The sequence below is a fragment of the Companilactobacillus muriivasis genome (genome assembly GCF_036246245.1).
GTDB lineage: Bacteria > Bacillota > Bacilli > Lactobacillales > Lactobacillaceae > Companilactobacillus > Companilactobacillus muriivasis.
This window is the reverse complement of the sequence record NZ_BTTQ01000007.1, coordinates 1-26,936: the sequence shown is the minus strand read 5'-3', so window position 1 is coordinate 26,936 and position 26,936 is coordinate 1. Positions and strand designations below refer to the sequence as shown.

The following is a 26,936-nucleotide window of genomic DNA, read 5'->3' as shown; positions in this document are numbered from 1 at the left end:
ATCAAATGACTAATAATGAAGATTTAGAATTGCTGGATTTAGTTGCCCCAGACTTCATTAAGACTCTGGAAAAGCGATTTAAAATACTTCAGAGTATCTCATTAATGGAGCCGGTCGGACGCAGAGTGTTAGCCGATGATCTTAACATCACTGAACGTGGTTTAAGAACTGAAACCGATCTACTAAAGAAACAAGGTTTACTTATTTCTTCAAAATCTGGGATGTCTTTGACAAGAACAGGTAGCGACGTAGTAGCTCGATTGACCGATGTATTAGCTAATTACCAAGGAACAGCTCTTTTAGAGAAGCAGTTGAGCCAGAAGCTTGGAATTAGTCGTTGTATCGTTTTACCTGGTAACGCTGATAAGCAATATCGGGTGGTTGATTCATTCGGAAGAAGACTTAATCAACTATTAGGATCACTTTTACCATCTGGACAGTCAATGATTTCTGTCACTGGTGGAAGTACCTTGGCACGTGTAGCTCGAAATCTTTCACCTGATTTATCGAAAAATCGTCAGTTGGTATTTGTGCCAGCTCGTGGTGGAGTAGGTGAGTCGGTAACGATTCAAGCAAACAGTGTCTGTGCAGAGATGGCCTTGAAAACTCAAGGTCAGTACCGAGCTATGTACCTTCCTGAGGACATTAGCGAAAAAAGTTTTGAATCTTTGCAAAAAGAGACTTCAATTAAGTCGGTTCTTGAACTAATATATAGAAGTAATGTTGTGATTCACAGCATTGGCACGGCAAGTATTATGGCCGACCGGAGAAATCTTTCCGAAAAGGAACAAAGTATTGTTGACAGTGGTAACGCTGTTTCTGAAGCTTTTGGTGATTTCTTTGATCGAAGTGGTAAACTTGTATATAAGGTACCTAGGATTGGACTTCACGTCCAGGACCTTGATAAAATAGAACATGTGATTGCAATTGCCGGTGGTCAAAGTAAGGCTGAAGCAATTCAATCATATATGAAAAACGCACCTCATCATACAGTATTAATTACTGATGAAGGTGCCTCAAAGCTGATTTTAAGGGATAACCCTTTAAAATAATATTTTTTTGATTTCCTGAAGGAGGAATTTTTGTATGACTACAAAAGTTGGTATTAATGGATTTGGCCGTATCGGTCGTTTGGCATTCCGCCGTATCGCTGCACTTCAAGCAGCTGGCAAGACAGATTTGGAAGTTGTTGCAATTAACGATTTAACTTCACCTGCTATGCTTGCTCACCTATTGAAGTACGATACTGCTCATGGTAACTTCGAAATTGACAAGATCACTGCTGAAGATTCAGCTATCGTTGTTGATGGTAAGAAGATCCCTGTATATGCTGAAATGAACGCTGCAGACCTTAAATGGGTTGCTAACGACGGTGTTGACATCGTTCTTGAATGTACTGGTTTCTACACATCATCAGAAAAAGCACAAGCTCACCTTGATGCTGGTGCAAAACGTGTATTGATCTCAGCTCCATCAGGTAACATGCCTACAGTTGTTTACGGTGTTAACGATGACGTTCTTACAAACGACGTTAAGATTGCTTCAGCTGGTTCATGTACAACAAACTGTCTTGCACCTCTAGCAAATGCCGTAAACGAAGAATTCGGTATTAAAGCTGGTACAATGACAACTATCCATGCTTACACAGCTACTCAAAAACTTCAAGATGGTCCAGAACGTAAAGGTAATGTTCGTGCTGCACGTGCTGCTGCTGCTAACATCATCCCTCACTCAACTGGTGCTGCCAAAGCCTTAGGTATGGTTGTTCCTGCATTGAAGGGTAAGCTTGATGGACATGCACAACGTGTTCCAGTTATTACTGGTTCAGTTACAGAATTAGTTGCAACTCTTGGTAAAGAAGTTACAGTTGACGAAGTAAACGCTGCTGTTAAGAAGTATACAGAAAACAACCCTTCATTCGGTTACAACGATGATGAAATCGTATCTTCAGACGTTATCGGTACATCATTCGGTTCAATCTTTGACCCAACACAAACACAAATTGTTGGTTCAGGTGACTCACAAGTTGTAAAGACTGTTGCTTGGTATGACAACGAATCAGGATTTACTGCACAAATGGTTCGTACACTTGAAAAATTTGCTACATTAGACTAATCAATTAGTTTAACTAGTAACTAATTTAAGATAAAACCTAATTTAGTGTGATTTAAATTGGCGGAGGGAGGATAACTCCTTCCGCCTTTTTTTAAGGAAAATATTGGAGGATTTATTTACAATGGCTAAACTTATTGTTTCTGACGTTGACGTAAAAGGCAAAAAAGTCTTGATGCGTGTAGATTTCAACGTTCCTATTAAAGATGGTGTTGTCGGCGATACAAACCGTATCGTTGGTGCTATCCCAACAATCAAATATGTTTCAGAAAATGGTGGAAAGGTTATCTTGCTATCTCACTTGGGTCGTATTAAGAGTGATGAAGACAAGAAAGCTTTGTCATTGAAGCCAGTTGCTGCAAAACTTCAAGAATTAAGTGGAATGCCTGTTAAGTTCGTACCTGTTAACGAGGGTAAAGAACTTGAAGATGCTGTTAACGAATTAAAAGACGGCGAAATTCTACTTATGGAAAACACACGTTTCCAAGATATCGACAACGATTTCGGCAAACGCGAAAGCAAGAACGATCCTAAACTTGGCGAATACTGGGCATCACTTGGTGACGTATTTATCAACGATGCTTTCGGTACAGCCCACAGAAGCCATGCTTCAAACGTTGGTATTTCAACAGCTATGAAAGCTGCTGGCAAGCCCGTTGCTGCTGGTTTCTTGATGGAAAAGGAAATCAAGTTCTTAGGTAACGCCGTTGCTAACCCTGTACACCCATTCGTAACAATTCTTGGTGGTGCTAAGGTTTCAGATAAGATCGGTGTTATTGAAAACTTAATTCCAAAATCAGACCACATTATCATCGGTGGTGGTATGGCTTATACATTCTTAGCTGCACAAGGCCACAAGATTGGTAAGTCACTATTCGAAGCAGATAAAGTTGACCTAGCTAAGGACCTCCTTCAAAAAGCTGGCGACAAGATCGTACTTCCTGTAGACCACATTGTTGCTAAAGAATTCTCAAACGATGCTGACGCAACAACTACTGATGGTGTTGATATTCCTGATGACGAAATGGCTCTTGATATCGGACCTAAGACAGTTAAATTGTTCCAAGACACTCTAAAGGGTGCTAAGACTGTTGTATGGAATGGACCAATGGGTGCATTCGAAATGAGCAAGTTTGCTGAAGGTACTCTAGAAGTTGGACGTGCTATGGGTAACTTGTCAGATGCTATTACTATCGTTGGTGGTGGTGATTCAACTGCTGCTGCTAAGAGTCTTGGTATTGCTGATAAGCTAACACACATCTCAACTGGTGGTGGTGCTTCACTTGAATATCTAGAAGGTAAGACATTACCTGGTATCGATTCAATTACAAACAAATAGTCATTAAGGAGAAATATTTATGCGTACACCTATTATTGCGGGTAACTGGAAGATGAACAAAAATCCTAAAGAAACCCAAGAATTTTTAGACGGTATCAAAGGTAAATTGCCAGAATCTGGCGTAGAAACTATTATTGGTGCTCCAGCCATTGACCTTACAACACTTGTTGCAGGTGCCGAAGGTACACCATTAAAGACTGCTGCTGAAAACTCATACTTTGAAGAATCTGGTGCATTTACTGGTGAAACTTCACCTAAGGCTCTTGACGAAATGGGTATCGACTATGTAATTATTGGTCACTCAGAAAGACGTCAATACTTCGGTGAAACTGATGAAGACATCAACAAGAAAGCTCACGCTATCTTGAAGAACAACATGTTGCCTATCATCTGCTGTGGTGAAACTCTAGAACAACGTGAAGCTGGCAAGGCTGAAGACTGGGTTACTGGTCAAATCGAAAATGCTGTTAAAGGCATTTCTGCTGATGATTTAGCTAAATCAGTTATCGCTTACGAACCAATCTGGGCTATCGGTACTGGTAAGACTGCTTCTGCTGATCAAGCACAAGAAATGGTTCATGTAATCCGTGAAAAGGTTGCTAGTCTTTACGATGCAGATACTGCTGACAAAGTACGTATCCTTTACGGTGGTTCTGTTAAACCAGCCAATGTTAAAGAATTAATGGCTAAAGAAGATATTGATGGTGGACTTGTTGGTGGTGCATCAATGGATCCAGAATCATTTATCGCTTTAGCAACTTTCAATAAATAATAACTTTGCTGTTAGATATTTATTTTAAGCGTTAAAAAGGTTAAAATTAGTTTGTAATAAAATCATAAAGGAGATTTTTAAAATATGTCTGTAATTACTGATGTTTTAGGCCGTGAAGTTCTTGATTCACGTGGTAACCCAACTGTTGAAGTTGAACTATATACTGAATTAGGTGGCTTTGGCCGCGCACTTGTTCCATCAGGTGCTTCAACTGGTGAACACGAAGCTGTTGAATTACGTGATGGCGACAAATCACGTTTTGGTGGCAAGGGTGTTCTTAAAGCCGTTGCTAACGTAAACGACAAGATTGCTAAAAAGGTTATCGGCATGGATGCTACTGACCAACGTGCAATTGACCAAGCAATGATCGACTTAGATGGTACACCTAACAAGGGTGAACTTGGTGCTAACGCTATTCTTGGTGTTTCACTAGCTGCTGCTCGTGCTGCTGCTGACGAATTAGGTCTTCCATTGTACGAATACCTTGGTGGTCCTAATGCTCACGTAATGCCAACACCTATGATGAACGTTATCAATGGTGGTAAGCATGCTGACAACAACGTTGACTTCCAAGAATTCATGATCGTTCCCGTTGGTGCAAAATCAATGCGTGAAGCTGTTCGTATGGGTTCAGAAACATTCCACTCACTTAAAGCTGTTCTTGAGAGCCGTGGCTTGAACACAGCCGTTGGTGATGAAGGTGGATTTGCTCCTGACCTTGAAAACAACGAAGCTCCTTTCAAGATTTTGGTTGAAGCTATTGAAAAGGCTGGTTACAAACCTGGCGAAGACGTTGCTATTGGTTTTGACTGTGCTTCATCAGAATTCTACAATGCTGAAACACACAAGTACGAACTAAAGGGTGAAGGCGAAAACGGTGCTGTTCTTTCAACAGACGAATTTATCGACTTGCTTGCTGGTATCGTTGACAAGTACCCAGTTATCACAATCGAAGATCCTATCGATGAAAATGAATGGGAAGACTGGCAAAAAGTTACTGCTAAACTTGGTAAGAAAGTACAACTTGTTGGTGATGACTTGTTCGTTACAAACACAGACTACTTGAAGAAGGGTATTGAAATGGGAGTTTCAAACTCAATCCTTATCAAGCTTAACCAAATCGGTACACTTACAGAAACATTCGAAGCTATCGAAATGGCTAAAGAAGCTGGATTTACAGCCGTTGTTTCTCACCGTTCAGGTGAAACAGAAGATACTACAATTGCTGACCTTGTTGTTGCTACAAACGCAGGTCAAATCAAGACTGGTTCAATGAGCCGTACAGACCGTATTGCTAAGTACAACCAATTGATGAGAATTGAAGATCAACTTGGCGACCAAGCTGAATACAAAGGTGTAAAGAGTTTCTACAACTTGAAGAAATAATTACAAATAAGTAATGAATTAAACAGCCTTAGGGCTGTTTTTTTTGTACAATAAAATAGTAAGTTTAAGAATCTTGGCTATTTAAAAATGGCCGCCGGAGCTTGGCAGTAATGCTAGCCTGCGATGTGACCGACTCGAGTCTCAATTTTGAGCTTCGCAGGGTACGCGAATCTCAAAATACGTCAGTGGAGTAAGGATTAAAGTCCTAACACCACTTGCACTGCAGGCTACATTACTGCCAAGCTTCGGCTCTGGTATTTTTAATTAACTAGAGTTTTAAACCAAATTTGTATTAGTGAGTATAAATACGAACTAAAATATCCTAATTGTATTTAAATGTTTAATATTGAAGTAGCAACCTTATTGTGGGTTTAATTTTTGGAACTAAAGTATATGTACGGATGGGATATTTAATTATCCATTTGTTCCATTAATTCCAAACCAAGGAACAGTAACCCTAGCTGGAAGTTGAAAGAGAATTTCACGTGCAGTGGAAGTGGCGTTATGGCTTTAGCCATTACACCACAGGACGATTTTGAGACTTGCGGGGCTGTGCAAGGCTCAAAATCGAGGGTCGAGACCGAACTGTGGCTCGAGCCGGTCCCACAGCAGGCAAAAATTCTCTGTCAACCGGAAGCGGCATCATTCAATCAACTAATGTACAATAATAATATAGAAACAAAACATTTGGAGGAAACGAATATGACCTTAAAAATTGCATTTATTGGTTTTGGTAAATCAGCCAATCGTTACCACTTGCCTTATCTTAATATCCGGGATAATTTCCAAGTTAAAACTGTCTACACTCGTAAGGCAGTCAATGAAGAACTTGCTAAGCCTTATCGCGACAAGGGCGTTAACTTTACCAATGATTTAGCCGATATTTTAAATGATCCAGAAATTGATTTGGTAACCATTTGTACCCCTGCACAAACACACTATGATTTAGCTAAACAAGTTATTGAGGCCAAGAAGTCCGTTATTGTTGAAAAGCCTTTTGTTGATACTTTGGATCATGCCAAGGAATTGATTCAATTGGGTAAGGACAACGATGTTTTAGTTATGCCTTATCAAAACCGCCGTTTCGATGGTGATTATTTGGCTGCTAAGCAAGTTATCGACCAAGGATTTTTGGGTGATATTGTTGAGGTTGAATCACATATTGATTATTACCGTCCTAATACCGTTAACGCCAAGGGTACTAAAGAACAAGGTGAATTTTACGGCTTAGGGATTCATTTGATGGACCGGATGGTTGCTTTGTTTGGTCGTCCTGACAAAGTGGTTTATGATATACGTAACACTGAAGTGCCTGATGCGGTCGATAATTACTTTGATGTTGATTTGCATTATGGTACACAGATGAAAGTTAAAGTTAAGGTCAGCACCGATGTTGCCGAAGATTATCCACGTTTTATCGTGCATGGAATGAATGGTTCTTTCATTAAATATGGTGCCGATCAACAGGAAAATGATTTGAAAGCTGGTATTATGCCTGGTACTCCTGGTTTTGGTGAAGACAGTCCAATTTATTATGGTATTGCCAAATATCGTAATTCTAATGGCGATTGGATCAAGAAACAGATTAAGACGCCACTAGGGGATTATGGTTTGTACTACGATTCGGTTTACGATACTTTGGTTAATCACAAAGCACGTTTAGTAACTGATGAAGAAATTTTGACTGATATGGAGTTACTTGAGGCTGGTTTCTATCAACCGGCACCATCTGTTTATGATGTTCCAAAATTAGATTTATAGTTATAGGGGAGAAAAATGAAGTTAGCGTTCACTGATAATGAAAAATTAAAACTGACGGCTGAAGGAATATTGGTGGGGATTCTTTCCGGCTTAGTAGTCAGTATGTTCCGTTGGTCAATTGCACATTCTTTGAGGGTGTTTCAAGGACTATATATTGCGGCCAGAACTAATGTGGGATTAGTCGTTGGTCTAGTAGTGTTGATGATTGCCATTGCCCTGTTTGTTGGCTATTTACTGAAAAAAGAACCTGATATTTCAGGATCAGGTATTCCCCAAGTTGAAGCGCAACTGGGCGGCGAAATGCAGATGCATTGGTGGTCAGTTTTGTGGCGCAAATTTGTTGGTGGGATTTTGAGTATTGGACCAGGATTATTTCTTGGTCGTGAAGGTCCATCAATTCAGTTAGGTGCCGCTATTGGTCAAGGTGTTGGTGATTTAACGCATGATAATGTCGGAGTTAATCAGCGAGTTTTGATTGCTAGTGGGGCAGCCGCTGGATTGTCAGCAGCTTTTAGTGCGCCAATTGCTGGAGCGATGTTTGTTTTGGAGGAAGTTTATCATAACTTTTCTCCATTAGTATGGATCACATCTTTGGCCAGTGCTGTCAGTGCCAATGTGATTGCCTTGTATGTGTTTGGTTTACAACCAGTTTTACAAGTGCCATATCGATTTAGTTTGCCAATTAAGTATTACTGGCATTTAGTTATTTTAGGAATTATCCTTGGATTAATGGGACGTTTGTATCAAGTTTGTACCTTAGCAATGCCTGCAGTATTCAATTGGACTCGCTTGCCACGTTACATTCAATGTATTATTCCATTGATTTTGATTGTTCCGTTGGGAATGTGGGTGCCACAATTTATCGGTGGTGGTAATGAAATTATCGTCAGTTTGCAAAATTATGGTCCTAGTTTGGGATTAATGGCTGGATTGCTAGTTATACGTTTTGTCTACTCAATGATTTCTTACGGTTCCGGAGTGCCTGGTGGTATCTTCTTACCAATTCTAAATTTAGGTGCTATTATCGGTGCACTTTATGCGATTGCAATGCATCAAATGGGCTTGTTGCCACTGTATTTTGAAAGTAATTTGATTATCTTTGCGATGGCTGGTTACTTTGCATGTATCAGTAAGGCCCCATTTACAGCTATTATCTTGGTTACAGAAATGGTCGGTTCACTGAAACACTTAATGCCACTAGCTGTGATATCATTAGTAGCGTATATTGTCGTCGATCTCTTAAACGGAGCTCCAATTTATGAAGCCTTGAAAGAACGCCTTAATATCAATTCGTCGTATCTCAATCGTGTCAGCAAGTTCAATGATCGACTTGAGATTCCAATTTATGAAGGTAGTTCGATCGATGGTAAATATATTCGAGATATTCCTTTTCCAAAAAATATTTTAGTTGTTTCAATTTACCGTGGTGAACGGCAATTGATACCTCGTGGCGATACTTTAATCAAAGCTGGCGACCGTTTAATTTGCATGGTCAATGCTGGTCAACGAGCTAAAGTGTCTGAAAAGCTAAACAATTTGTTTAAAGGAATGGACTAGAAATTTGACTCCATTTATGTTATTGTTTTAGGAGTGATTTCAGCTTTTTTTAACACCATGAACGGAGGTTTTACAGGTGTATAACATTATCGAAACATTGTTGATAATCGTATCCATTTTGATAGTAATTGCCGTGTTAATGCAACCAACAAAGCAACAAGATGCTTTGAATGCATTGTCTGGTGGTGGTGGGGACCTATTCAGCAACCAGAAGAAACGTGGTTTTGAAGCCTTCATGGTTAAGGTTACCTACGTTTTACTAGTATTGTTCTTTGTGTTCTCACTCATACTAGTATACTTATCATCTCACTAAGCAATTTATCCTCCTGAAAGTTACTCAGGAGGTTTTTTGTTATAAGGAGCAAAATAGTATGAAAATATTACGACCCAAACCATTCTATTTTGATAGTGGATCGACAGCAGTCTTGTTGTTACACTCGTTTTCAGGTACTTCCAATGATATGCGACTACTTGGTCGTTTTCTTGAAAGAAGTAATTATTCGGCGTATGCACCAATGTTTGCCGGACACGGAACAGCTGAACCGTTGGATATTTTAGAACTCGGTTCGCCTGAAAAATGGTGGCAACAGACTCAAGAAGCAATTCAATTTTTACAGGAACAACAGAAGACTCAAATCTATGTCTTTGGACTGTCGCTCGGTGCCATCTTCGCTACGAAAGCTTTGGAGAAAATTCCTGAAGTTTCTGGAGGCGGAGTCTTCGGATCGCCATTAGGTAGTACAGGATATCGTGGAATCAAGGAAGCCTTTTTGACTTATGCGAAAAAGGTGTATTCTGTTCAACAGGACTTAACAGAAATTGAAATTGATTCTAAAATGAGAATTGTAAGTTCCAAAATTGATGCTAAGTTGACTGAGATTAGAAAAACTTCCGTCGGTGTAACAAACCAATTAGCTGAAATAAAGCGACCATATTTTATTGGTCAAGGTACGAACGATAAATTAGTTAATCCGGCCGTTGCAACAGAAGTAGCTAAGGACGTTAAAACATCACAGCTACATTTATATAATGCAGGGCATGTTTTAACTATCAACCACGCACATTCTCAACTCGAGAGTGACGTGTTAAAATTTTTAGAAAATAATTGAGGATAGAAATGCCAGATAAAGATAATAAATTAATTGCAGATATATTAGAGGTTTTCAGAAGCAATCCTGATCGCCGCTATAAGTCTGAACAGATTGAAGACGTGCTAAGAATGCATGGAGCATCAGCTTTCAAACGCGTTGTTCAAGCTATAGCTGTCTTAGAGGGTGAAAGTAAAATTACTTTGACCAACAAAGACGAATTCAAGATGGCCGCACCAGAGACTGTCGTTGAAGGAACATTTAAGGGTAATGATAAAGGATTCGGTTTCGTTAGATATGACGAAGTTGACCCAGATGCTTTCATTGCCAGAACTAATACGATGTTTGCTGTTAATGGCGATACCGTTAAAGTTAAGATTACTAAACCTTCAAATCCTTGGATCGACAAGGGACCAGAGGGAGAAATTATTGAGATTGAAGAACGTTCATTAACTAAGGCTGTTGGTGAATTCCACGCTTATAGTGATGCTCAAGTTGAAAAGACTGGCCATTACGGTTATGTTCAAAGTCATGAAAAGAAGATTGCTTCTTATATGATTTTCATCTCTGACAAGGGACTACACCCACAAATTGGTGATATGGTTCAAGTTTCTATCGATGAATATCCTAATGTTAAGCACCCTCAAAGTATGGAAGGTACAGCACTAGAAGTTATCGGTAATAAGAACGACCCTGGTGTCGATATTATGTCAATCGTTGTTGATAATGATATCAACCCTGAATTCCCTAATGAAGTGTTGAAAGAAGCTGAAAAGGTTCCTGATCACGTCTTAGATTCAGATCGTGTTGGTCGTAAAGATTTAACTGAAAACATGGTTATCACAATTGATGGGGACGACTCAAAGGATTTCGATGATGCCGTTGGACTAGATATGTTGCCAAACGGAAACTATCATTTGGAAGTCGACATCGCCGATGTTACTCACTATGTTAAAGAAGGTTCTCCACTTGATGAAGAAGCTTATAGTCGTGGGACAAGTACTTACTTGGTTGACCGAGTAATTCCTATGTTGCCATTTAGATTGTCAAACGGTATTTGTTCATTGAACCCTGGTGAAGACCGTTTAGCTTTGACATGTGAAATGGAAATCGACCACGAGGGTAATGTTGTTAAACATGATATTTATCCTAGTGTTATCAGATCTAAGTATCGTATGACTTACAACAACGTTAACGAAATTCTTAAGGGCGACGAAGAGTTGACTGAAGAATACGCTCCAGTTGTACCAATGCTAAAGGAAATGGCTGAACTACATGAAATTTTGTTCAACAAGCGTCATGAACGTGGTGCCATTGATTTTGAAGAAACTGAAGCACAAATTATCGTTGATGAAAATGGTAAGCCTATCGATATTAAGTTAAGAGAACGTGGAACATCTGAAAAGATGATCGAATCATTCATGTTGGCTGCTAATGAAACAGTTGCTGAACACTACAATGTTAAACATGTTCCTTTCTTATATCGTGTCCACGAAAAGCCTGATGAAGAAAAGGTTAAGAACTTCTTTGAATTTGCTGCTGCTATGGGTGTGCAAGTTAAGGGTAATTTGAAAGAAATTACTCCTAAGATGTTCCAAAACGTTTTGGCAAGTGTTGTTGGTACTCCTGAAGAACAGGTTGTTACAATTATGTTGTTGAGAAGTTTACAACAAGCTAGATATTCTGACGAACCCCTAGGTCACTTTGGTTTAGCTGCTAAGTACTATACTCACTTTACATCTCCAATCAGACGTTACCCTGATTTGACAGTTCACCGTATGATTCACAGTTATGCTGAAAACGGCTTTACTGACGAGGAACAAACTAAGTGGGGCAACAAGCTTAAAGATATCGCTGAACACACATCTGGTCGTGAAAGAATTTCTATTAACGCTGAACGTGCTGTTGACGATTTGAAGAAGACTGAATACATGGCTGACCAAGTTGGAAATACTTTCGATGCTGTTGTTAGTTCTGTAACTAGTTTTGGGATGTTCATTCAATTGGATAATACCGTTGAAGGTTTGATTCATATTTCAAACATGAAGGATGACTTCTATGAATATGATGAAAAGAGTATGTCAATGCATGGCCGTGGAACTGGTAAGACCTTTAGAGTTGGTGAACCGATTAAGGTTAAGCTTATCAGAGCCGACGTTGAACATCGTCAAATTGACTTTGAGCGTGTCTTGACTCCAGAAGAACAAGAACAAGCAGATAAGCGTGAAGCAGAATTTAAGAAGAAACGTTCAATGCAACATGGACGCGGACGTGGTGGTCATGGTCGCCACAATGATAATAATAAAAACCATGGTGATAAGAATAGCCATAAGAGACGTGGTAAATACGAAAGTCGGTGATTCTTTTGAAGAAACATCATACAAAAGCTGCTAATGAAGTAGCTAATAATCGTAAAGCTCGTCATGATTATAATATTTTAGAAACATATGAAGCCGGGATTTCTTTGACAGGGACTGAGATTAAATCAGTTCGTGCCAGCAAGATTAATATCAAGGATGGATTTGTCCAAGCGAGAAATGGTGAACTTTGGTTAGAGAATGTTAATATCGGCATTTACAATCAAGGCAACCAATTCAACCATGATCCATTGCGTAACCGAAAGTTACTTTTGCATAAAAAGGAGATTCGTAAGATTTCTGGAAGTGTTCAAGAAAAAGGTATCACTGTAGTGCCTTTGAAAGTTTACTTGAAGCACGGGTTTGCTAAGGTATTGATTGGCGTGGCTGAAGGTAAGAGACAATACGATAAACGTGAAACAATTAAAAAACGTGATCAAGAGCGAGAAATTAGACGTGTTATGAAAAATGCGTATTAATTAAAAGCGATGATCGCTTTTTTTTGCACTTTTTTTGAGGGTTTATTGAAGGATGCCGTTTCCAGAGCTGAGATAATAATTTAATCAGGCGAAGATATTCTTAATAAATGTAAGTTCAATGTTTTTTCATTTAATTACTTCGGTGTTATATATATTGTTGAATTCAGCATAAACTCTATATCTAAAAATTGGAGATAGTGAACCAAGAAAGTTCTTATAAAACTGTTTAACTTAAGTTTAAAAAATCCTGATTATGATAAAATTAATATAATCAGTTCTAGCGGGGGAAATAATGAAAAAAATATGGACTTTTGTCCTAGCTTTTTTAGGGATTATTTTAGCTTTTCAAGTGACTTCGACCAATGTTTCAGCTTCGAGTAAATATCAGATTAAAAAATATAATATTGAAGCTAACGTGGAGAAAAACGGTGATGTCGAATTGACGCAACGTTTGAATTATCATTTTGAAGGTGACTTTCACGGAGTTTTCTATAATCAAAGTTTGAACGGTGTTAAAGATGTCACTCAGCCGAAGGTTTACGTTGATACTGGCTTTCAAACTTTACCAATTCGTGAGTCGAATAGTGGGGCTAATAATACTTTTAAGATTACGAAAACCGATAAAAAGTTGGGATTAAAGGTTTACCATGAGATGTCAACTGGGGATGCCTCTTTTATTTATAAATATACTCTCAAAGGTTTAGTCAGAAATTACAATGATACGGCTGTTTTGAATTGGCGGATTCTTTATGGTTGGGACAACATTTTGAGTAATGTCAAAGTTACGGTTAACTTGCCACAACAGAATATTCCTCAGTTACAAGCGTGGTCACATGGTCCTTTAACTGGTCATAATCAAGTGGATCGTAAAAAGGGACGTGTTGTTATTACTGTGCCTGAATTACCTAGTGATGAAATGATTGAGACACGCATGCTTTTCCCAGTATCGGTTACTGCCGATAATAAGTATGTTGTTAATAAGAATATGAAACAAAAAGTTCGTGCCGAAGAAAAGCAGTTGGCTATTCAAGCTAATCAGACGCGTCAAAAGCAAACTGGAATTTATTGGTCATTGATGGTTTTTGGAATTTTAGTTATTTTGGGAATTTACCTCTATAAATACGTTACAATGCGTAAGCGACCTGGTACTAAACATCAAATTCCAACGCCGTTGTATCACAGTTTTGATGCTCCAGAATTTTTACCTAGTTTTAGTAAGGTGATTTTGGAACGATTACATGATGGTGATACGGCATCATTGACGGCTGATATGATGAATGAGGTTGGTCACCGTCGAATGAAAATAGAAAAAGTTGGTACGACATTTGAAATTACTGCTTTGGTACCGCCGACTAATGACTTTTTCAAGTATATGATCAATGACATTGGCGATGGAAAGAAAGTTACATTGCGAGAAATTAGACATGAAGCTCAGGACTTCGATGGTAAGCAACGAGTTACCAAGAATTTCGATGATTGGGCTTCAAATGCAGCTAAGAATCGAGAACAATATTTGGATTTGCATAATATAGATATTGTCAGTGGATTCAGGTTGGCAGCTATTTCGACTGATATAATTGCGGCCATTATGTTTGTCATTACATTGCTCTTTAACAGACCAATGTTGTGGCCGGGAATTATTCTAGCCATTCTAGCTTTATCAGTTTGGGGAATTTATTATTTGATGAGTAGAAAAATCACTCCTTATACTGACAAAGGTGAAATAGCCGTTAACCAGATCCGTGCCTTTAAACGGATGCTTGAGGATATCGACGATATCAAGATGGCTGAAGTAGGTGATATTATTTTGTGGGAACAGTTCATTCCATATGCCATTGCTTTCGGTATTTCTGAGAAAGTAATCAAGGCATTGAGAGTTAACTTTACCCCTGAACAATTGGGACAATCAGCTGTTCTAGTTAATTACATAGGCTTCAGTACAGCATTCGGAGCAGCCAGCGGAACTGGATTTCAAAATTCCTTTGCCGGTGCAATTGGAGCCAGTGGTTCTGCCAGCATTACTGGTGGATCAGGCGGTTTTTCCGGTGGTGCTTCTGGAGGATTCGGTGGAGGATCTGGTGGTGCGTTTTAGGTATGAAAAGCGGAGGGAGTTGCCCTTGTGTAGCTCGTTTTAGAGCCACTGCCTATATAAACTCAGATAAACCAAAGGCGTCAACAATCACATCCAAGATTGTTGATGCCTTTTTCTTTACACTAAAATCATGATAAAATATGTCTACTAAAGACTGAGGGGTACAAATGAGAAAAATATGGGGATTGCTTTTCACTTTGCTAGGAATCGTCTGTGCTTTTAACATCACTACAACAGTTAAAGCCGATGGTGACTATCAAATTGAAAAATATCACGCACAGGCTGATATTCAAAAGAACGGTGATATTGAACTGACCCAAAGAATTGATTATAAATTCGAAGGTGATTTTCATGGCGTTTATTATGACCAGAATATCGAGGGAATCAAGGATGCCACAGCACCACAGATTTCAGTTCAAGATGGTCAACAAATCACTCCTTTGACACAAGGCGATGCAGGCCAAGAGAATACTTTTAAGGTCACTAAGACTAAAGATTACATGCGAATGAAAGTTTATCATTCGGTTAAGAATCGTAATTTAACATTTATTTACAAGTATCGCTTGCTTGGGGCTGTTACCAACTATAGCGATACGGCTGAGCTGAATTGGAAAATGATTGGTGGCGGTTGGGATAAAGCCTTGCATAACGTTGTATTGACCGTTAATTTGCCGCAGTCCAATGTTGCCAAATTACAGGCTTGGACGCATGGACCTTCCGATGGCTACACTAATGTCAGTCATGAAAAGGGTCAAGTTGTTATGAAATTGGCTAAGTTACCTCCACATGAAATGGTAGAAACTCATATGATTTTCCCAACTAGTGTGACAGCAACTAATCAGAATATTGTTAATAAGAAACATAAGGCTAAGGTTCTGGCGCAAGAAAAGCAATTGGTATTGAATGCTAACGCCAGTCGTCGCCGTAAGAAGTTAATTTATCGGGCATTAATTGGTTTTGGTACATTAGTTGTCCTGTTGATTTACATTGTTCGTTTCTATGGGTTTCGCAAGCATCCAGGCAATAAACATGTTATTCCAACACCATTACATCATTTCTTCGATGAACCGGACTTTTTGCCTAGTTTTACCAAAGTGATTTTGAATCGAACGGATAAAGCTGACAGTCTTTCATTAACGGCTGACTTGCTTGTTGAAGTGGGGCAACGGCGGATGAAGATTGACAAGGTGAAACGTAGTTATGAAATCACTGCCTTAGTTCCGACAACTAATCCATTTTTCAAATATTTAATTGAAGAGATTGGCGATGGTACGAAAGTTAGTTTGAAGCAGATCAAACGATCAACTAAGGGTAATCGTCGTAGCAGTCGTAAGTTAAGTAAGAACTTTGAAAAGTGGTCCAAAGCTGCAGCTAAGGGTCGAGACAAGTATCTCGATATTGAAAATTTGAATATTGTTAAAGATTTTCAATTAGCTGCTACTTCAACAACTATTATTATTTTTATGATGTGGATAATTACTATTATTTTTGACCGCAACGTTATTATTTCAACGATATTAATGATGATGGCAATAGCCGTTGCATGGATTATTTATGCGATAGCTAGGAAAAAGGTTACGCCATATACTGATTTGGGTGAGATAGAGGTTAATCAGATTCGTGCCTTTAAACGGATGCTAAAAGATATCGACGATATCAAGATGGCAGAAGTTGGAGATTTGATTCTCTGGGAGCAATTCTTGCCTTATGCAGTCGTTTTTGGCGTATCGGATAAAGTTATTAAGGCTTTGAAGATTAACTTCAGTGCGGAGCAATTAGACAATTCTATGGTAATTCCATACTATATTGGAGCACACAGTTTCATCAACTCCAGTTCGTCAGGATTCCAAGCTTCGTTCGGTAATGCTATTACTGGTGGCAATGGTAGTTCATCAAGCATTTCTGGAGGTTCAGGTGGATTCTCTGGAGGGTCATCAGGTGGTTTTGGTGGCGGCTCCGGTGGTGGGGCTTTCTAAAAAAGTGTAAAAAAATAGACTGAGAATTTTTCTCAGTCTATTTTGCGTCAAATTAAGCGTGACGACGTTTGAAGTAAACAGTGCCTAGTAGAACAACTAAACCAAGCAAGCTTACTGCAATTCCAGATTTAGCACCTGTTTGAGGAAGTGTACCGTTAGAATTGCTATTACTGTTTGAGTTGTTGCCAGGGTTAGTAATTACTCCGCCATTATTGTTGTTGCCATTGTTGTTTGAACCAGGGTTTTCTGGATCAACAACGATGCCACCACCATTATTGCCGTCTTCGTTACCACCGTTATTTTCATTGCCGTTTTCGTCAACATCAGGATCTGTGGTGTTACCACCATTGTCGTCCTCGTCTTCGTCATCTTTGTCGTCAATGTCGGGGTCTGTGGTGTTACCACCATTGTCGTCCTCGTCTTCATCATCTTTGTCGTCAATGTCGGGGTCAGTGCCACCGTCACCACCGTTACCTTCAGTACGAGGGTCAGATGTTTCATGTGTTAAGGTGTTTTGTTGTCCTGATTCAATTGTAAAGTTAATCGGATCATTATTTATTTCGTACCCAGTAGGGGGAATAGTTTCAATAAAGTAATAGTCACCAGGTTTTAAACCATCAACTTTAATCAAACCGTCTTTATCTGTAACGTATGTACCTATTGGATTTTTGTTATCATCGGTACTATACAATGCATATGTAGCACCTGGCACACCAGTTTTCATGTCATGACGATCGAATTTTTGAAGATTTACTTCATAAGAATCATCGAAAATAAGGTCTTCATCTTTTTCATTTTCAAAAGTAATAAGCGCTGGCGTTAAGTCATCAGGTCCTATTGTAACTGTTTGTATTTCATTTGATTCTAGATAACCTGCAGGTGCTTTAGTTTCTTGAATTGTATAAGTACCTTGTTTGAGATTGTACAAATGTCCGATACCCATAGAATCTGTTGTAATGGTTCCAACAACATTTCCATCAGAATCTTTTACTGTATACTCAGCTCCGGCTAAACGATAGTCAGTTGTATCATCCTTCTTCATAAGGACAATTGAACCTTCTTTGTCAGCGTCGATATCAGTTTCAGGTTCATCTTTTGTGGTTACAGAAACAGCTTCAGAAGATTTACCTGAAATAGTAAATGGAACTTGATTACCATTTGGTTCAAAACCAGCTGGAGGAGTTGTCTCCAAGAAATAATAATTTCCTTTTTCAAGGTTATCAACTGAAATTTGTCCTTTGTCATCAGTTGTTAAACCTTCCTTAACGATAGTGCCGTCTTCCTTATAAAGAGTATAGACTGCACCCGCAATAGGAGAATTTTCATCATCGTCATTAGCGTTTAGCTTTGTTAGAACAACGCCACCTTTGATGTCAACTCCATTACCATTACCGGAGTTTGAACCACCAGAAACACTAGCCGAGGCGTCACCTGTGTTAAGTCCGCCATTATCTCCTGAACCATCACTCCAAGTAAAGTGAGCATCGTTTCTGATTTTATCACCAGAAGTTGCATCTTTTTCACTTATCTTTGTCTGGAAAGTAACGACATAGAATTGATTAGGATCTGGAAGTTGAGAAATAACAAAGTCAGTAGTTATTTCAGATTCATTAGGTGTTACTGTGTAACCTGATATTGGATTTTTACTCTTAGTATAATAACCAGGATTATCAGGTTTCCAAGCAGCCGTGTAGACAGCTAAGGATCCAGGAACGTATTCTTGTCCAGCTTGTATGGACTCATGTATTGTTAATTTATTAAACGTTTCACTATTTCTGTTTACAAGTATTGACCAAGTGATGATATGATTACCGTCTGCATCAGTTCCCAAAGTACCTTTCTTTGAGAAGTCAGCATCTGGTTTTGTTACTGTCATATTGTCTGAGTGATTATTACCAATATTGACATCATTATTACCAAGTGAAGCACCTGGTCCAGGACCAATTCCCTTTTTAATATTTAATGAGCCTTCATAATCAGTTTTACCATCGACATTGTCGAAGGTTACTAGGATATAGCTCTTACCATTTTCGTCAACTTTCAAAGTTGCTGTACCAAGAGCATCTCCATTGTCATCATAAATTGGGAATTGTTCTCCATCTTCTCTGACCTTTATGGTATCAGGTAAGTCGATTTTCCAAGTATCACCATTAACAAGGTCATTTTCTAGCCCCTTTGAACTCTAATCTAGAGTTAAGTTAATGTCGCCACCAGTACCGTAATTCTTTTGTTCAATTGACATACCAGTGAGTAAATCATCAGTAGTATAGTTAGTTGCAGCTTGAGTAGTAGTCTGGCTACTAAAAGCCAAAATAACTAATCCTAGGGCAGCTACAAAACCAACAAGAAAATTGCGTAATTTTTTCCCCATGAATATTTTCCCCTTTCTATTTAAATACAATTTTAATTATAGAATGAATGAGTTATAGAAAAAAGGGTAAGTCGAAACAAATTATTAATAAATTAATTTTCTTTTGCAAAGCCTATTAATAGGAAGTTTCTAGTTTGAAACTGCTACCATATATTGTGAAATTATGAAAATTGGTACAATATCTAGCATAGAAGTGATATTATTATGAATGTTGTTTTTTTACAAATAGAGAATAAATTGAGGTATGGAGGAGAATAATGATGATCGTATTGAGCGGCGCAATCGGAGCCGGTAAGAGTTCATTGGCAAAATTGTTATCAGAACATTTAGGAACAGAGGCTTTCTATGAACAGGTTGATAACAATCCAGTTTTGCCACTATTTTATAAGGACCCAAAGAAGTATGCATTCTTGCTACAAATTTACTTCTTGAACAAACGTTTTGAATCAATCAAGAAAGCTATGGTACAAGATAACAATGTTTTGGACCGTTCTATCTATGAAGATTCACTATTTTTCCATATGAATGCTGATATGGGAAGAGCTACTCCACAAGAAGTTAAAGTTTATGATGAATTGCTCGACAACATGATGCAAGAATTACCATATGCCGCAGCTAAAAAAGCTCCAGACTTGTTGGTACACTTAGATATTTCATACGACACAATGATCCACCGTATTGAAAAACGTGGCCGTTCATACGAACAACCAGAACAAGATCCAACACTTCCAGAATACTATCACCAATTACTTGACCGTTATGACGGCTGGTATGATGACTATGATTACAGTCCAAAGATGAAACTTGACGGCGACAAATACGATTTCGTTGAAAATCCAGAAGATCGTCAAAAAGTTCTCGATATGATTGACGAACAATTACGTCAACGTGGAACATTAGATTAATAATTAAGAATTTTAAATAATAAGTCACTACAGGAAGTTAATTTTCCTGTGGTGGCTTTTTTCGTTTCGCTGATATTTTATATTTGAGTAATGTGTTGCCAATAATAATTTATTTTAAATATTTAGTTTTATGGAGTTCAAATAAATATCAAATAAATTAGTCGGAATGGATGAGAATATTAACCAGCTGTGGGTGTGCCGTTATTGCTTTAGCAATTACACCACCGGGCGAGTTTGGAGACTTACCGGTCTTTGGTAAGGCTGCAAACCGAGGTTCGAGACCGCACTGTGGCTCGGGCCGGTCCGCACAGCAGGTTAATATTCTCATCCATGTAGACGGCCTTCACTTGCGACCAAAGGAAAAATAAGATAACCTATTAGAGGCAGTTTGCACTGGTAACCTGCTATTAATTAAAACAGTGGAGGTTTTACTTTGAGTAATTTAAAAACAAGAGATATCACCCAATTGGCGTTGATTGCAGCACTTTACGTTGCAATCACGATTGCACCAGGGATTTCCGCCTTTTCATATGGCCAAATTCAATTCCGTGTTTCGGAGATTTTAATGTTATTGCCATTTTTCAATCATAAGTATAGTTGGTCTTTGATTGCCGGATGTTTCATTTCAAATCTTTTCAGTGCCCAATTAGGGATGTACGATATCGTCTTAGGAACTTTAGCAACAGCGGTTGCCTGTTTCATCATTACTAGAATTCCCGCACGTAATAGCTTACTGTGGACTGTACCGGTCGTTTGTGCCGTGGTTAACGGTATTATTGTCGGCGCAGAGTTGCACTTCGTTTTGAAGTTGCCATTCTGGTTGAATCTAGTAACTGTTGGCTTTGGTGAACTTGTCGTTGTTGCTATCGGAGCCGTTGTGTTCTATTTCTTAATGGAAAACAAAAATTTCAGCAAATTAATAAGATAAGACGAAGGATGGGGGAAGTGATTCCTCCATTTTTTTGTTATAATCAACTCTATAGAGTATTGTGAGGAGATGTGTTTATATGAATATCGGAATTTTTACCGATACATACTTCCCCCAAGTGAGTGGGGTAGCAACATCAATCCAGACATTGAAAAATGACTTGGAGCGCAAAGGTCACTCAGTTTATATTTTTACTACGACTGATCCTAATGTGCCGAAGAACACAGTTGAACCAAACATCTTTCGTTTAGCTAGTGTGCCTTTTATCTCATTCACCGATAGAAGAATTGCTATCCGCGGGATGTTTCATGCGGTTGATTTAGCAAAAGAATTAAAATTGGATATTATCCATACACAAACTGAGTTTTCTTTGGGAATGATTGGGAAGTTTGTTGCCAAACAGTTGAAGATTCCATTTGTTCACACATATCACACAATGTATGAAGATTATTTGCATTATGTTTTGAATGGTCATTTATTGAAGCCATATCATGTTAAGCAAGTAACTCGTTTATTTTTAAAGAACGCTTCGGGAGTAGTTGCTCCAAGTGTGCAAGTTAAGGAAACAATGGATCGTTATGACATCAAGACACCAATTTCGATTATTCCAACTGGTGTTGATTTGTCCGAGTATACTAAGCCAGTTAATGTATCTAATTTACGTGAGAAATTAGGACTTGCTGACGATACGCCGGTTATTTTGATGTTGAGTCGGATTGCTTTGGAAAAGAAAATTGACCATATGTTGAAGTCGATGCCGGCACTTTTGAAATACAATCCTAAGATTATGTTAGTGATTGTTGGTGATGGTCCTGATATGGATGAACTAGTCCAAATGAGTAAGGACCTTGGTATCAGCGACAATGTTATCTTTACCGGTGAAGTAGAACATGATCAGATTTCACCTTATTATCACATGGCAAATATTTTCGTATCTTCCAGTGATACTGAATCACAAGGTTTGACTTATATTGAAGCGATTGCATCTGGAACAAAGATTATTGTTAGAAGCGCACCATATACTGATGCCTTGTTGACTGATCCTTCAGTTGGTGTAACATTCAACGAAGATGACCAGCTAGTACCTAAAATCAAGACGTATCTCGATCACCCTAATTCGTTTGATGACCGTGAAGCTCGTCAAAAGGTGCTTTATGGTATTTCATCTGATGGATTTGGTAATGCGATTCTTGACTTCTACCGTCGAGCTGAAGATTACTTTATAAGAGAGAAACTTTCAGATTCATCAATTGATCCAGAGGAGTATTCGAATGATTAAGATTAATATGTTTTCATCTGCAGATAAAGTAGCCGGCCAAGGGGTTGGTAGTGCTTATAAAGAATTGATTGGCTTGTTGAAAGATCACTTTAGTGATGAATTCGACGTGAAGATAAATGATTATCATGCCAGTGATCTGAGCCACTATCACACAATTGACCCACAATTTTACTTGTCGACTTTTTCTAAAAAACGTGGTCGTAAGATTGGTTATGTCCACTTCTTACCCGAAACACTGGAAGGTAGCATTAAATTGCCTGAACCAGCTAAGAGTGTTTTTTATAAATATGTCATCAGTTTTTACAAACGCATGGATCAGATTGTCGTTGTTAATCCAACATTTATCGACAAGTTAGTTGCCCATGGTTTGGATCGTGACAAAATCAAATATATTCCTAACTTTGTTTCTACTGAGAATTTCTATGAGAAGACTGCTGAAGAAAAAGCTGATTTTCGTAAAAAGTTGGGAATTCCAGCCGATAAATTCGTAGTTTTTGGTGATGGACAAGTTCAAGAGCGTAAAGGTGTCGATGATTTCTACAAGTTGGCACAGACTAATCCAGATATTCAATTTATCTGGGCTGGTGGCTTTTCATTTGGTAAGATCACTGATGGTTACGACCGATACAAGGATATGATTGAAAATGCTCCAAGCAATATGAAGTTTACAGGGATAGTTGATAGAAATGATTTAGTAAACTACTATAATATCTGTAATTTATTCTTATTGCCTTCATATGATGAATTGTTCCCAATGTCAGTTTTGGAAGCCTTTAGTTGTGGTGCACCCGTTCTCCTGAGAGATTTGGATTTGTACCGTGTTATTATCGATGGCTATTATCAAAAAGCTGATGGCTTTGCAGATATGAATGCATTCATCAACAAGGCTAATCATGATCGTTCAATTTTGGATGATTTCAAGAAGAAGTCTAAAGAAGCAAGTACACAATACTCAGAAGAAAATTTGAGTAAAATTTGGTATGATTTCTATACGAGTCAATATAATATTGCACAACAGGACAAATAATGAGTAGAAAACAAATTGCTGCACTTTTTGTAATGATTGGATTGGGTGTTGGTATTTTCTGGTGGGAAGCTAGAAAAATCAACTTCAGTTCTTTAGTTTCAACTTTTAAGAGTTTGAACTACTTCTGGCTAGCGGTGGCATTCTTATCAATTATGCTATCGTATGGCGTTGAAGCCTTAGTTTTGCATACGCTCTTAAAAAAGAAAGAAGACCGCAAGTTTGGCTGGTGGGAAATGTACCGGATTCCTTTACTCCAAGCTTTGTTTAACGCGATAACGCCATTTTCATCTGGTGGACAACCTGCACAATTACTCGGTTTAATGCAATCAAAAATCGATGGTGGGCGGGCTAGTTCCGTGTTATTGATGAAATTCGTTATCTACCAAGCAATGGTTTTAGTTAACTTCATTGTCGCAATGTTAGTTAGTTTCAACAGTGTCGCTAAGCATTTTTCTGGTTTAGCGACCTTGATTGTTTTTGGGATGGTCATTCACGTTGTCACCATATCTTTCTTGCTGATGATCATGTATTACTATGATTTCACAAAAAAAATGGTACAAATTGTTTTGAAACCGGTTTTATTTTTTCTTAAATCGGAAAAACGTGATAGAATTTTACAGTCAGCTACGAATTATATCGATAGCTTCTATAAAGAGAGCTTAGTTTTGAAGCGTGAGAAGAAGAAAGTTATCAAAGCTTCACTACTAACTATCGTGCAGCTATTTCTATATTACTTCGTAGTCTACTTTGTTTTACTGGCATTAAATTGCGATCATGTCAACATCGTTGATGTTTTAGTGATGCATATTATGATCGTTATGATTGTCTCAATTTTCCCAATCCCTGGTGGATCAGGTGGGGCAGAATTCAGTTTCAAGACATTGTTTGCTGGATTTATACCTTCTCCTTCAGGATTGATCTTGGGTATGTTTTTATGGAGATTTATTACGTATTATTTGGGGATGTTCTTAGGGATTATTGCTGTTTCGAAGAAACCGAAAATTGAACAACAAGTTGCTAATAAATCTATGGAGCGAAAATAATGAAGCGTATTACTAAAGGTATTTCTAATTTCTTGAATACTAGGCTGGGTTTTGTAATCCTAGCTGTATTTCTATACACTCTTAAAACTATCTATGCTTATGAAACTAAGTTTAACTTAGGCGTTAAGGGTTCGATTCAAACTTTCTTGATGATTATCAATCCGATTCCAGTCATGTTATTGCTGTTTGGTATCTCATTGTATATGAAGGGAAGAAAGTCCTACATTTTCCTATTGATAATTGATTTCTTGGATACCGTCTGGTTATTCTCAAACATCTTGTATTATCGTGAATTCTCAGATTTCTTGACGATGGTTTTGATTAAGGGTTCCGGCTCGGTTACAAATAACCTAGGTAAGAGTATCTTAGGTATCTTGAAGCCAACTGACTTCTTAGTCTTTGCTGATGTGATTATTCTGATATTATTACTGGCTTTTCATGTCATCAAGATGGATATTAAACGTCTCAACTGGCGTATTCCAGTTCTGATCAGTTCATTAGCCGTCTTGTTATTTGGTGCTAATCTAACTTTAGCTGAAAGTGACCGTTCACAACTTTTGACAAGAACCTTTGATAATAACTATATCGTTAAGTATTTGGGACTAAATGTCTTTAATGTGTACGATATGGTGAAAACAACGAAGACAAATGCTGTTAAGTCACAAGCTAAGAGTTCAGATATTAATTCGATTGAAAAGTATATGAAAGACAATCACGTTCAGCCTAATGTGGAATACACAGGAGTTGCTAAGGGTAAGAATGTCTTTATTATTCATTTGGAAAGTTTGCAACAATTCATGATTGACTATAAGTGGGATGGTGAAGAGGTAACTCCTAACTTGAACAAGATTTATCATGAAGACGATACCTTGAGTTTTGACAACTTCTTTAACCAAGTTGGACAAGGTAAAACTGCCGATGCGGAATTGATGCTTGAAAACTCACTCTTTGGATTGCCAGAAGGTTCAGCCATGGTTACCGATGGTACGACAAATACCTTCCAAGCTGCTCCAGCTATTTTGGATCAAGAAGCCGGCTATACGTCTGCTTCATTCCATGGGGATGTTCCAAGTTTCTGGAACCGTGATAATGCTTATAAGTCATGGGGATATAATTATTTCTTCAGTTCTAACTATTATAAAGAGAAGAAGAATTATAACGTTGGTTATGGTATGAAGGATAAGATTTTCATGCGTGATTCTACGCAATATATCGAACAATTGCCACAACCATTCTATGCAAAACTAATTACCGTTACTAACCACTATCCATATACTCTGGATAAGAAGAATCAATCAATCGATAAGACCGATACCGGTGATAAGACTGTTGATGGCTATGTCCAAACAGCACATTACTTGGATCAATCTATCGGTGAATTTATGGCATGGTTGAAAGAGACTGGCCTAGATAAGAACAGTATGGTTGTACTATATGGTGATCACTACGGTATTTCTAATAACCATAAGAAAGCCATGGCTAAGTTGACAGGTATTAAAGGATTCAATGAATTCAATGATGCTCAATATCAACGTGTTCCATTTATGATTCATATGGATGGACTAAAAGGTGGAATCAACCATACTTATGGTGGTGAAATTGATGTTCTTCCTACACTATTGAACCTATTAGGTATCGATAATAAGAATATGATTCAATTTGGTAGTGATCTCTTATCCAGTGAGCACTCGCAAGTTGTGGCATTTAGAAATGGTAACTTCGTCTCGCCAACGGTATCGAAGGTCGGGGGAACTTACTATAATACCAAGACAGGTAAAGTGGATAAGAAGATTTCTAAAGAAGAGAAAGAGAAACTATCTAACCGTGTAACAACAGAATTATCGTTGTCAGATCGTGTTATCAACGGGGATCTCTTGAGATTCCATAAGCTACCTGGATTTACAACTGTTAATAAGAAAGACTACTCATATAAGAAGAGTACTGCCTTGAAAGAACTCAAGAAGGCGCAGAAAGAGAAGGGGACTAGTCTATTGGCTCAGAATGACAATAAGTCGATGGTTGATCTCTATCAAACAGATGCACCTGAATTGAGCTCTGACAAGTAAATAGAAGCGAGAGTGTGACAGAACATGGTCAGCTTTCGAGCATTAGGAAAAATGGCTCCAGTAATCCGATTTTGGATTGCTGGAGCCATTTTTTGTATGGACAGAGTCCGTTAATAGGTAGTAAGATAGTGTTTAACAGCAGATATGATTAATCTTTTGAAAAAAATTCAACTTTTTTGTAAAAAAGGGTTGCGCACACTTAATCTAATTGGTAATATATATCTTGTTGTTGCGACAGATGACAACGGCGTCAACGGATTCAAGCTTAACAGCTTTTCCAAACGTCATTAATTATTTTAAAAAAGTTCTTGACTTGGTCTTGTAACTTCGATATGATAATTAAGTTGTCTGTTAGATGACTCCTAACAATTTATCATTTGTTTGATAGATTGTTAGAA

The 26,936-nt window shown here is 38.2% G+C and carries 21 protein-coding genes; 19 read left to right on the top strand and 2 right to left on the bottom strand.

The window, feature by feature from the left end:
* Positions 1–5: 5 nt before the first annotated feature.
* The 13 genes from AAA923_RS08565 (at position 6) to AAA923_RS08505 (ending at position 16,919) form a co-directional block, all read left to right on the top strand.
* On the top strand, positions 6–1,052 hold the full coding sequence (locus AAA923_RS08565; RefSeq protein WP_338216351.1) for a sugar-binding transcriptional regulator: 1,047 nt from the start codon (positions 6–8) through the stop codon (positions 1,050–1,052).
* A gap of 34 nt (positions 1,053–1,086) precedes the next feature.
* Positions 1,087–2,115, top strand: coding sequence for a type I glyceraldehyde-3-phosphate dehydrogenase (gene gap, locus AAA923_RS08560; RefSeq protein WP_338216350.1), 1,029 nt, complete (start codon positions 1,087–1,089; stop codon positions 2,113–2,115).
* 121 nt (positions 2,116–2,236) lie between these two features.
* Complete coding sequence (locus AAA923_RS08555; RefSeq protein ID WP_338216348.1) at positions 2,237–3,451, top strand: phosphoglycerate kinase; 1,215 nt, start codon at positions 2,237–2,239, stop codon at positions 3,449–3,451.
* Between the two features lie 19 nt (positions 3,452–3,470).
* The gene (gene tpiA, locus AAA923_RS08550) at positions 3,471–4,223 is read left to right on the top strand and encodes a triose-phosphate isomerase (protein ID WP_338216347.1); all 753 of its coding nucleotides are present in this window, start codon (positions 3,471–3,473) and stop codon (positions 4,221–4,223) included.
* A gap of 84 nt (positions 4,224–4,307) precedes the next feature.
* A complete protein-coding gene (gene eno / locus AAA923_RS08545) occupies positions 4,308–5,609 on the top strand; it encodes a phosphopyruvate hydratase (RefSeq protein ID WP_338216345.1) in 1,302 nt (433 codons plus the stop codon).
* A 702-nt stretch (positions 5,610–6,311) separates the two neighbouring features.
* Positions 6,312–7,370, top strand: a complete 1,059-nt coding sequence (locus AAA923_RS08540; RefSeq protein WP_338216343.1) for an oxidoreductase — start codon at positions 6,312–6,314, stop codon at positions 7,368–7,370.
* A gap of 15 nt (positions 7,371–7,385) precedes the next feature.
* Positions 7,386–8,927, top strand: a complete 1,542-nt coding sequence (locus tag AAA923_RS08535) for a ClC family H(+)/Cl(-) exchange transporter (RefSeq protein ID WP_338216342.1) — start codon at positions 7,386–7,388, stop codon at positions 8,925–8,927.
* Positions 8,928–9,003: 76 nt separating this feature from the next.
* Entirely contained in the window at positions 9,004–9,240 is a 237-nt protein-coding gene (gene secG / locus AAA923_RS08530) for a preprotein translocase subunit SecG (protein ID WP_041501751.1), read from the top strand.
* 58 nt (positions 9,241–9,298) lie between these two features.
* Positions 9,299–10,036: an alpha/beta hydrolase gene (locus tag AAA923_RS08525; RefSeq protein WP_338216341.1), complete on the top strand. Its 738-nt coding sequence runs from the start codon at positions 9,299–9,301 to the stop codon at positions 10,034–10,036.
* Between the two features lie 8 nt (positions 10,037–10,044).
* On the top strand, positions 10,045–12,375 hold the full coding sequence (rnr, locus tag AAA923_RS08520) for a ribonuclease R (RefSeq protein WP_338216340.1): 2,331 nt from the start codon (positions 10,045–10,047) through the stop codon (positions 12,373–12,375).
* 5 nt (positions 12,376–12,380) lie between these two features.
* Entirely contained in the window at positions 12,381–12,851 is a 471-nt protein-coding gene (gene smpB, locus AAA923_RS08515; protein ID WP_338216339.1) for an SsrA-binding protein SmpB, read from the top strand.
* 292 nt (positions 12,852–13,143) lie between these two features.
* Positions 13,144–14,943: a DUF2207 family protein gene (locus AAA923_RS08510; RefSeq protein WP_338216337.1), complete on the top strand. Its 1,800-nt coding sequence runs from the start codon at positions 13,144–13,146 to the stop codon at positions 14,941–14,943.
* A gap of 167 nt (positions 14,944–15,110) precedes the next feature.
* Positions 15,111–16,919 carry a DUF2207 domain-containing protein gene (locus AAA923_RS08505; RefSeq protein WP_338216335.1) on the top strand — a complete coding sequence of 603 codons (1,809 nt, stop codon included), beginning with the start codon at positions 15,111–15,113 and terminating at the stop codon, positions 16,917–16,919.
* Positions 16,920–16,971: 52 nt separating this feature from the next.
* Here AAA923_RS08505 and AAA923_RS08500 read toward each other — a convergent pair whose 3' ends face one another.
* Both AAA923_RS08500 and AAA923_RS08495 read right to left on the bottom strand, forming a co-directional pair.
* A complete protein-coding gene (locus AAA923_RS08500) occupies positions 16,972–18,963 on the bottom strand; it encodes a SpaA isopeptide-forming pilin-related protein (RefSeq protein ID WP_338216333.1) in 1,992 nt (663 codons plus the stop codon).
* A 138-nt stretch (positions 18,964–19,101) separates the two neighbouring features.
* Entirely contained in the window at positions 19,102–19,290 is a 189-nt protein-coding gene (locus tag AAA923_RS08495; protein WP_338216331.1) for a hypothetical protein, read from the bottom strand.
* A 260-nt stretch (positions 19,291–19,550) separates the two neighbouring features.
* On the opposite strand from AAA923_RS08495, the gene AAA923_RS08490 reads away from it, so the two are divergent.
* The 6 genes from AAA923_RS08490 (at position 19,551) to AAA923_RS08465 (ending at position 26,538) form a co-directional block, all read left to right on the top strand.
* Positions 19,551–20,195, top strand: coding sequence for a deoxynucleoside kinase (locus AAA923_RS08490; RefSeq protein WP_041501772.1), 645 nt, complete (start codon positions 19,551–19,553; stop codon positions 20,193–20,195).
* Between the two features lie 433 nt (positions 20,196–20,628).
* On the top strand, positions 20,629–21,123 hold the full coding sequence (locus tag AAA923_RS08485) for a QueT transporter family protein (protein WP_338216329.1): 495 nt from the start codon (positions 20,629–20,631) through the stop codon (positions 21,121–21,123).
* Between the two features lie 79 nt (positions 21,124–21,202).
* Entirely contained in the window at positions 21,203–22,402 is a 1,200-nt protein-coding gene (locus AAA923_RS08480; protein ID WP_338216327.1) for a glycosyltransferase family 4 protein, read from the top strand.
* Positions 22,395–23,429, top strand: a complete 1,035-nt coding sequence (locus tag AAA923_RS08475; protein ID WP_338216326.1) for a glycosyltransferase family 4 protein — start codon at positions 22,395–22,397, stop codon at positions 23,427–23,429. Before AAA923_RS08480 ends, AAA923_RS08475 begins: the two co-directional genes overlap by 8 nt.
* Positions 23,429–24,472: a lysylphosphatidylglycerol synthase transmembrane domain-containing protein gene (locus tag AAA923_RS08470; protein WP_338216324.1), complete on the top strand. Its 1,044-nt coding sequence runs from the start codon at positions 23,429–23,431 to the stop codon at positions 24,470–24,472. Before AAA923_RS08475 ends, AAA923_RS08470 begins: the two co-directional genes overlap by 1 nt.
* Complete coding sequence (locus AAA923_RS08465) at positions 24,472–26,538, top strand: LTA synthase family protein (protein WP_338216323.1); 2,067 nt, start codon at positions 24,472–24,474, stop codon at positions 26,536–26,538. The genes AAA923_RS08470 and AAA923_RS08465 overlap by 1 nt, the downstream gene beginning before the upstream one ends.
* Positions 26,539–26,936: the final 398 nt, after the last annotated feature.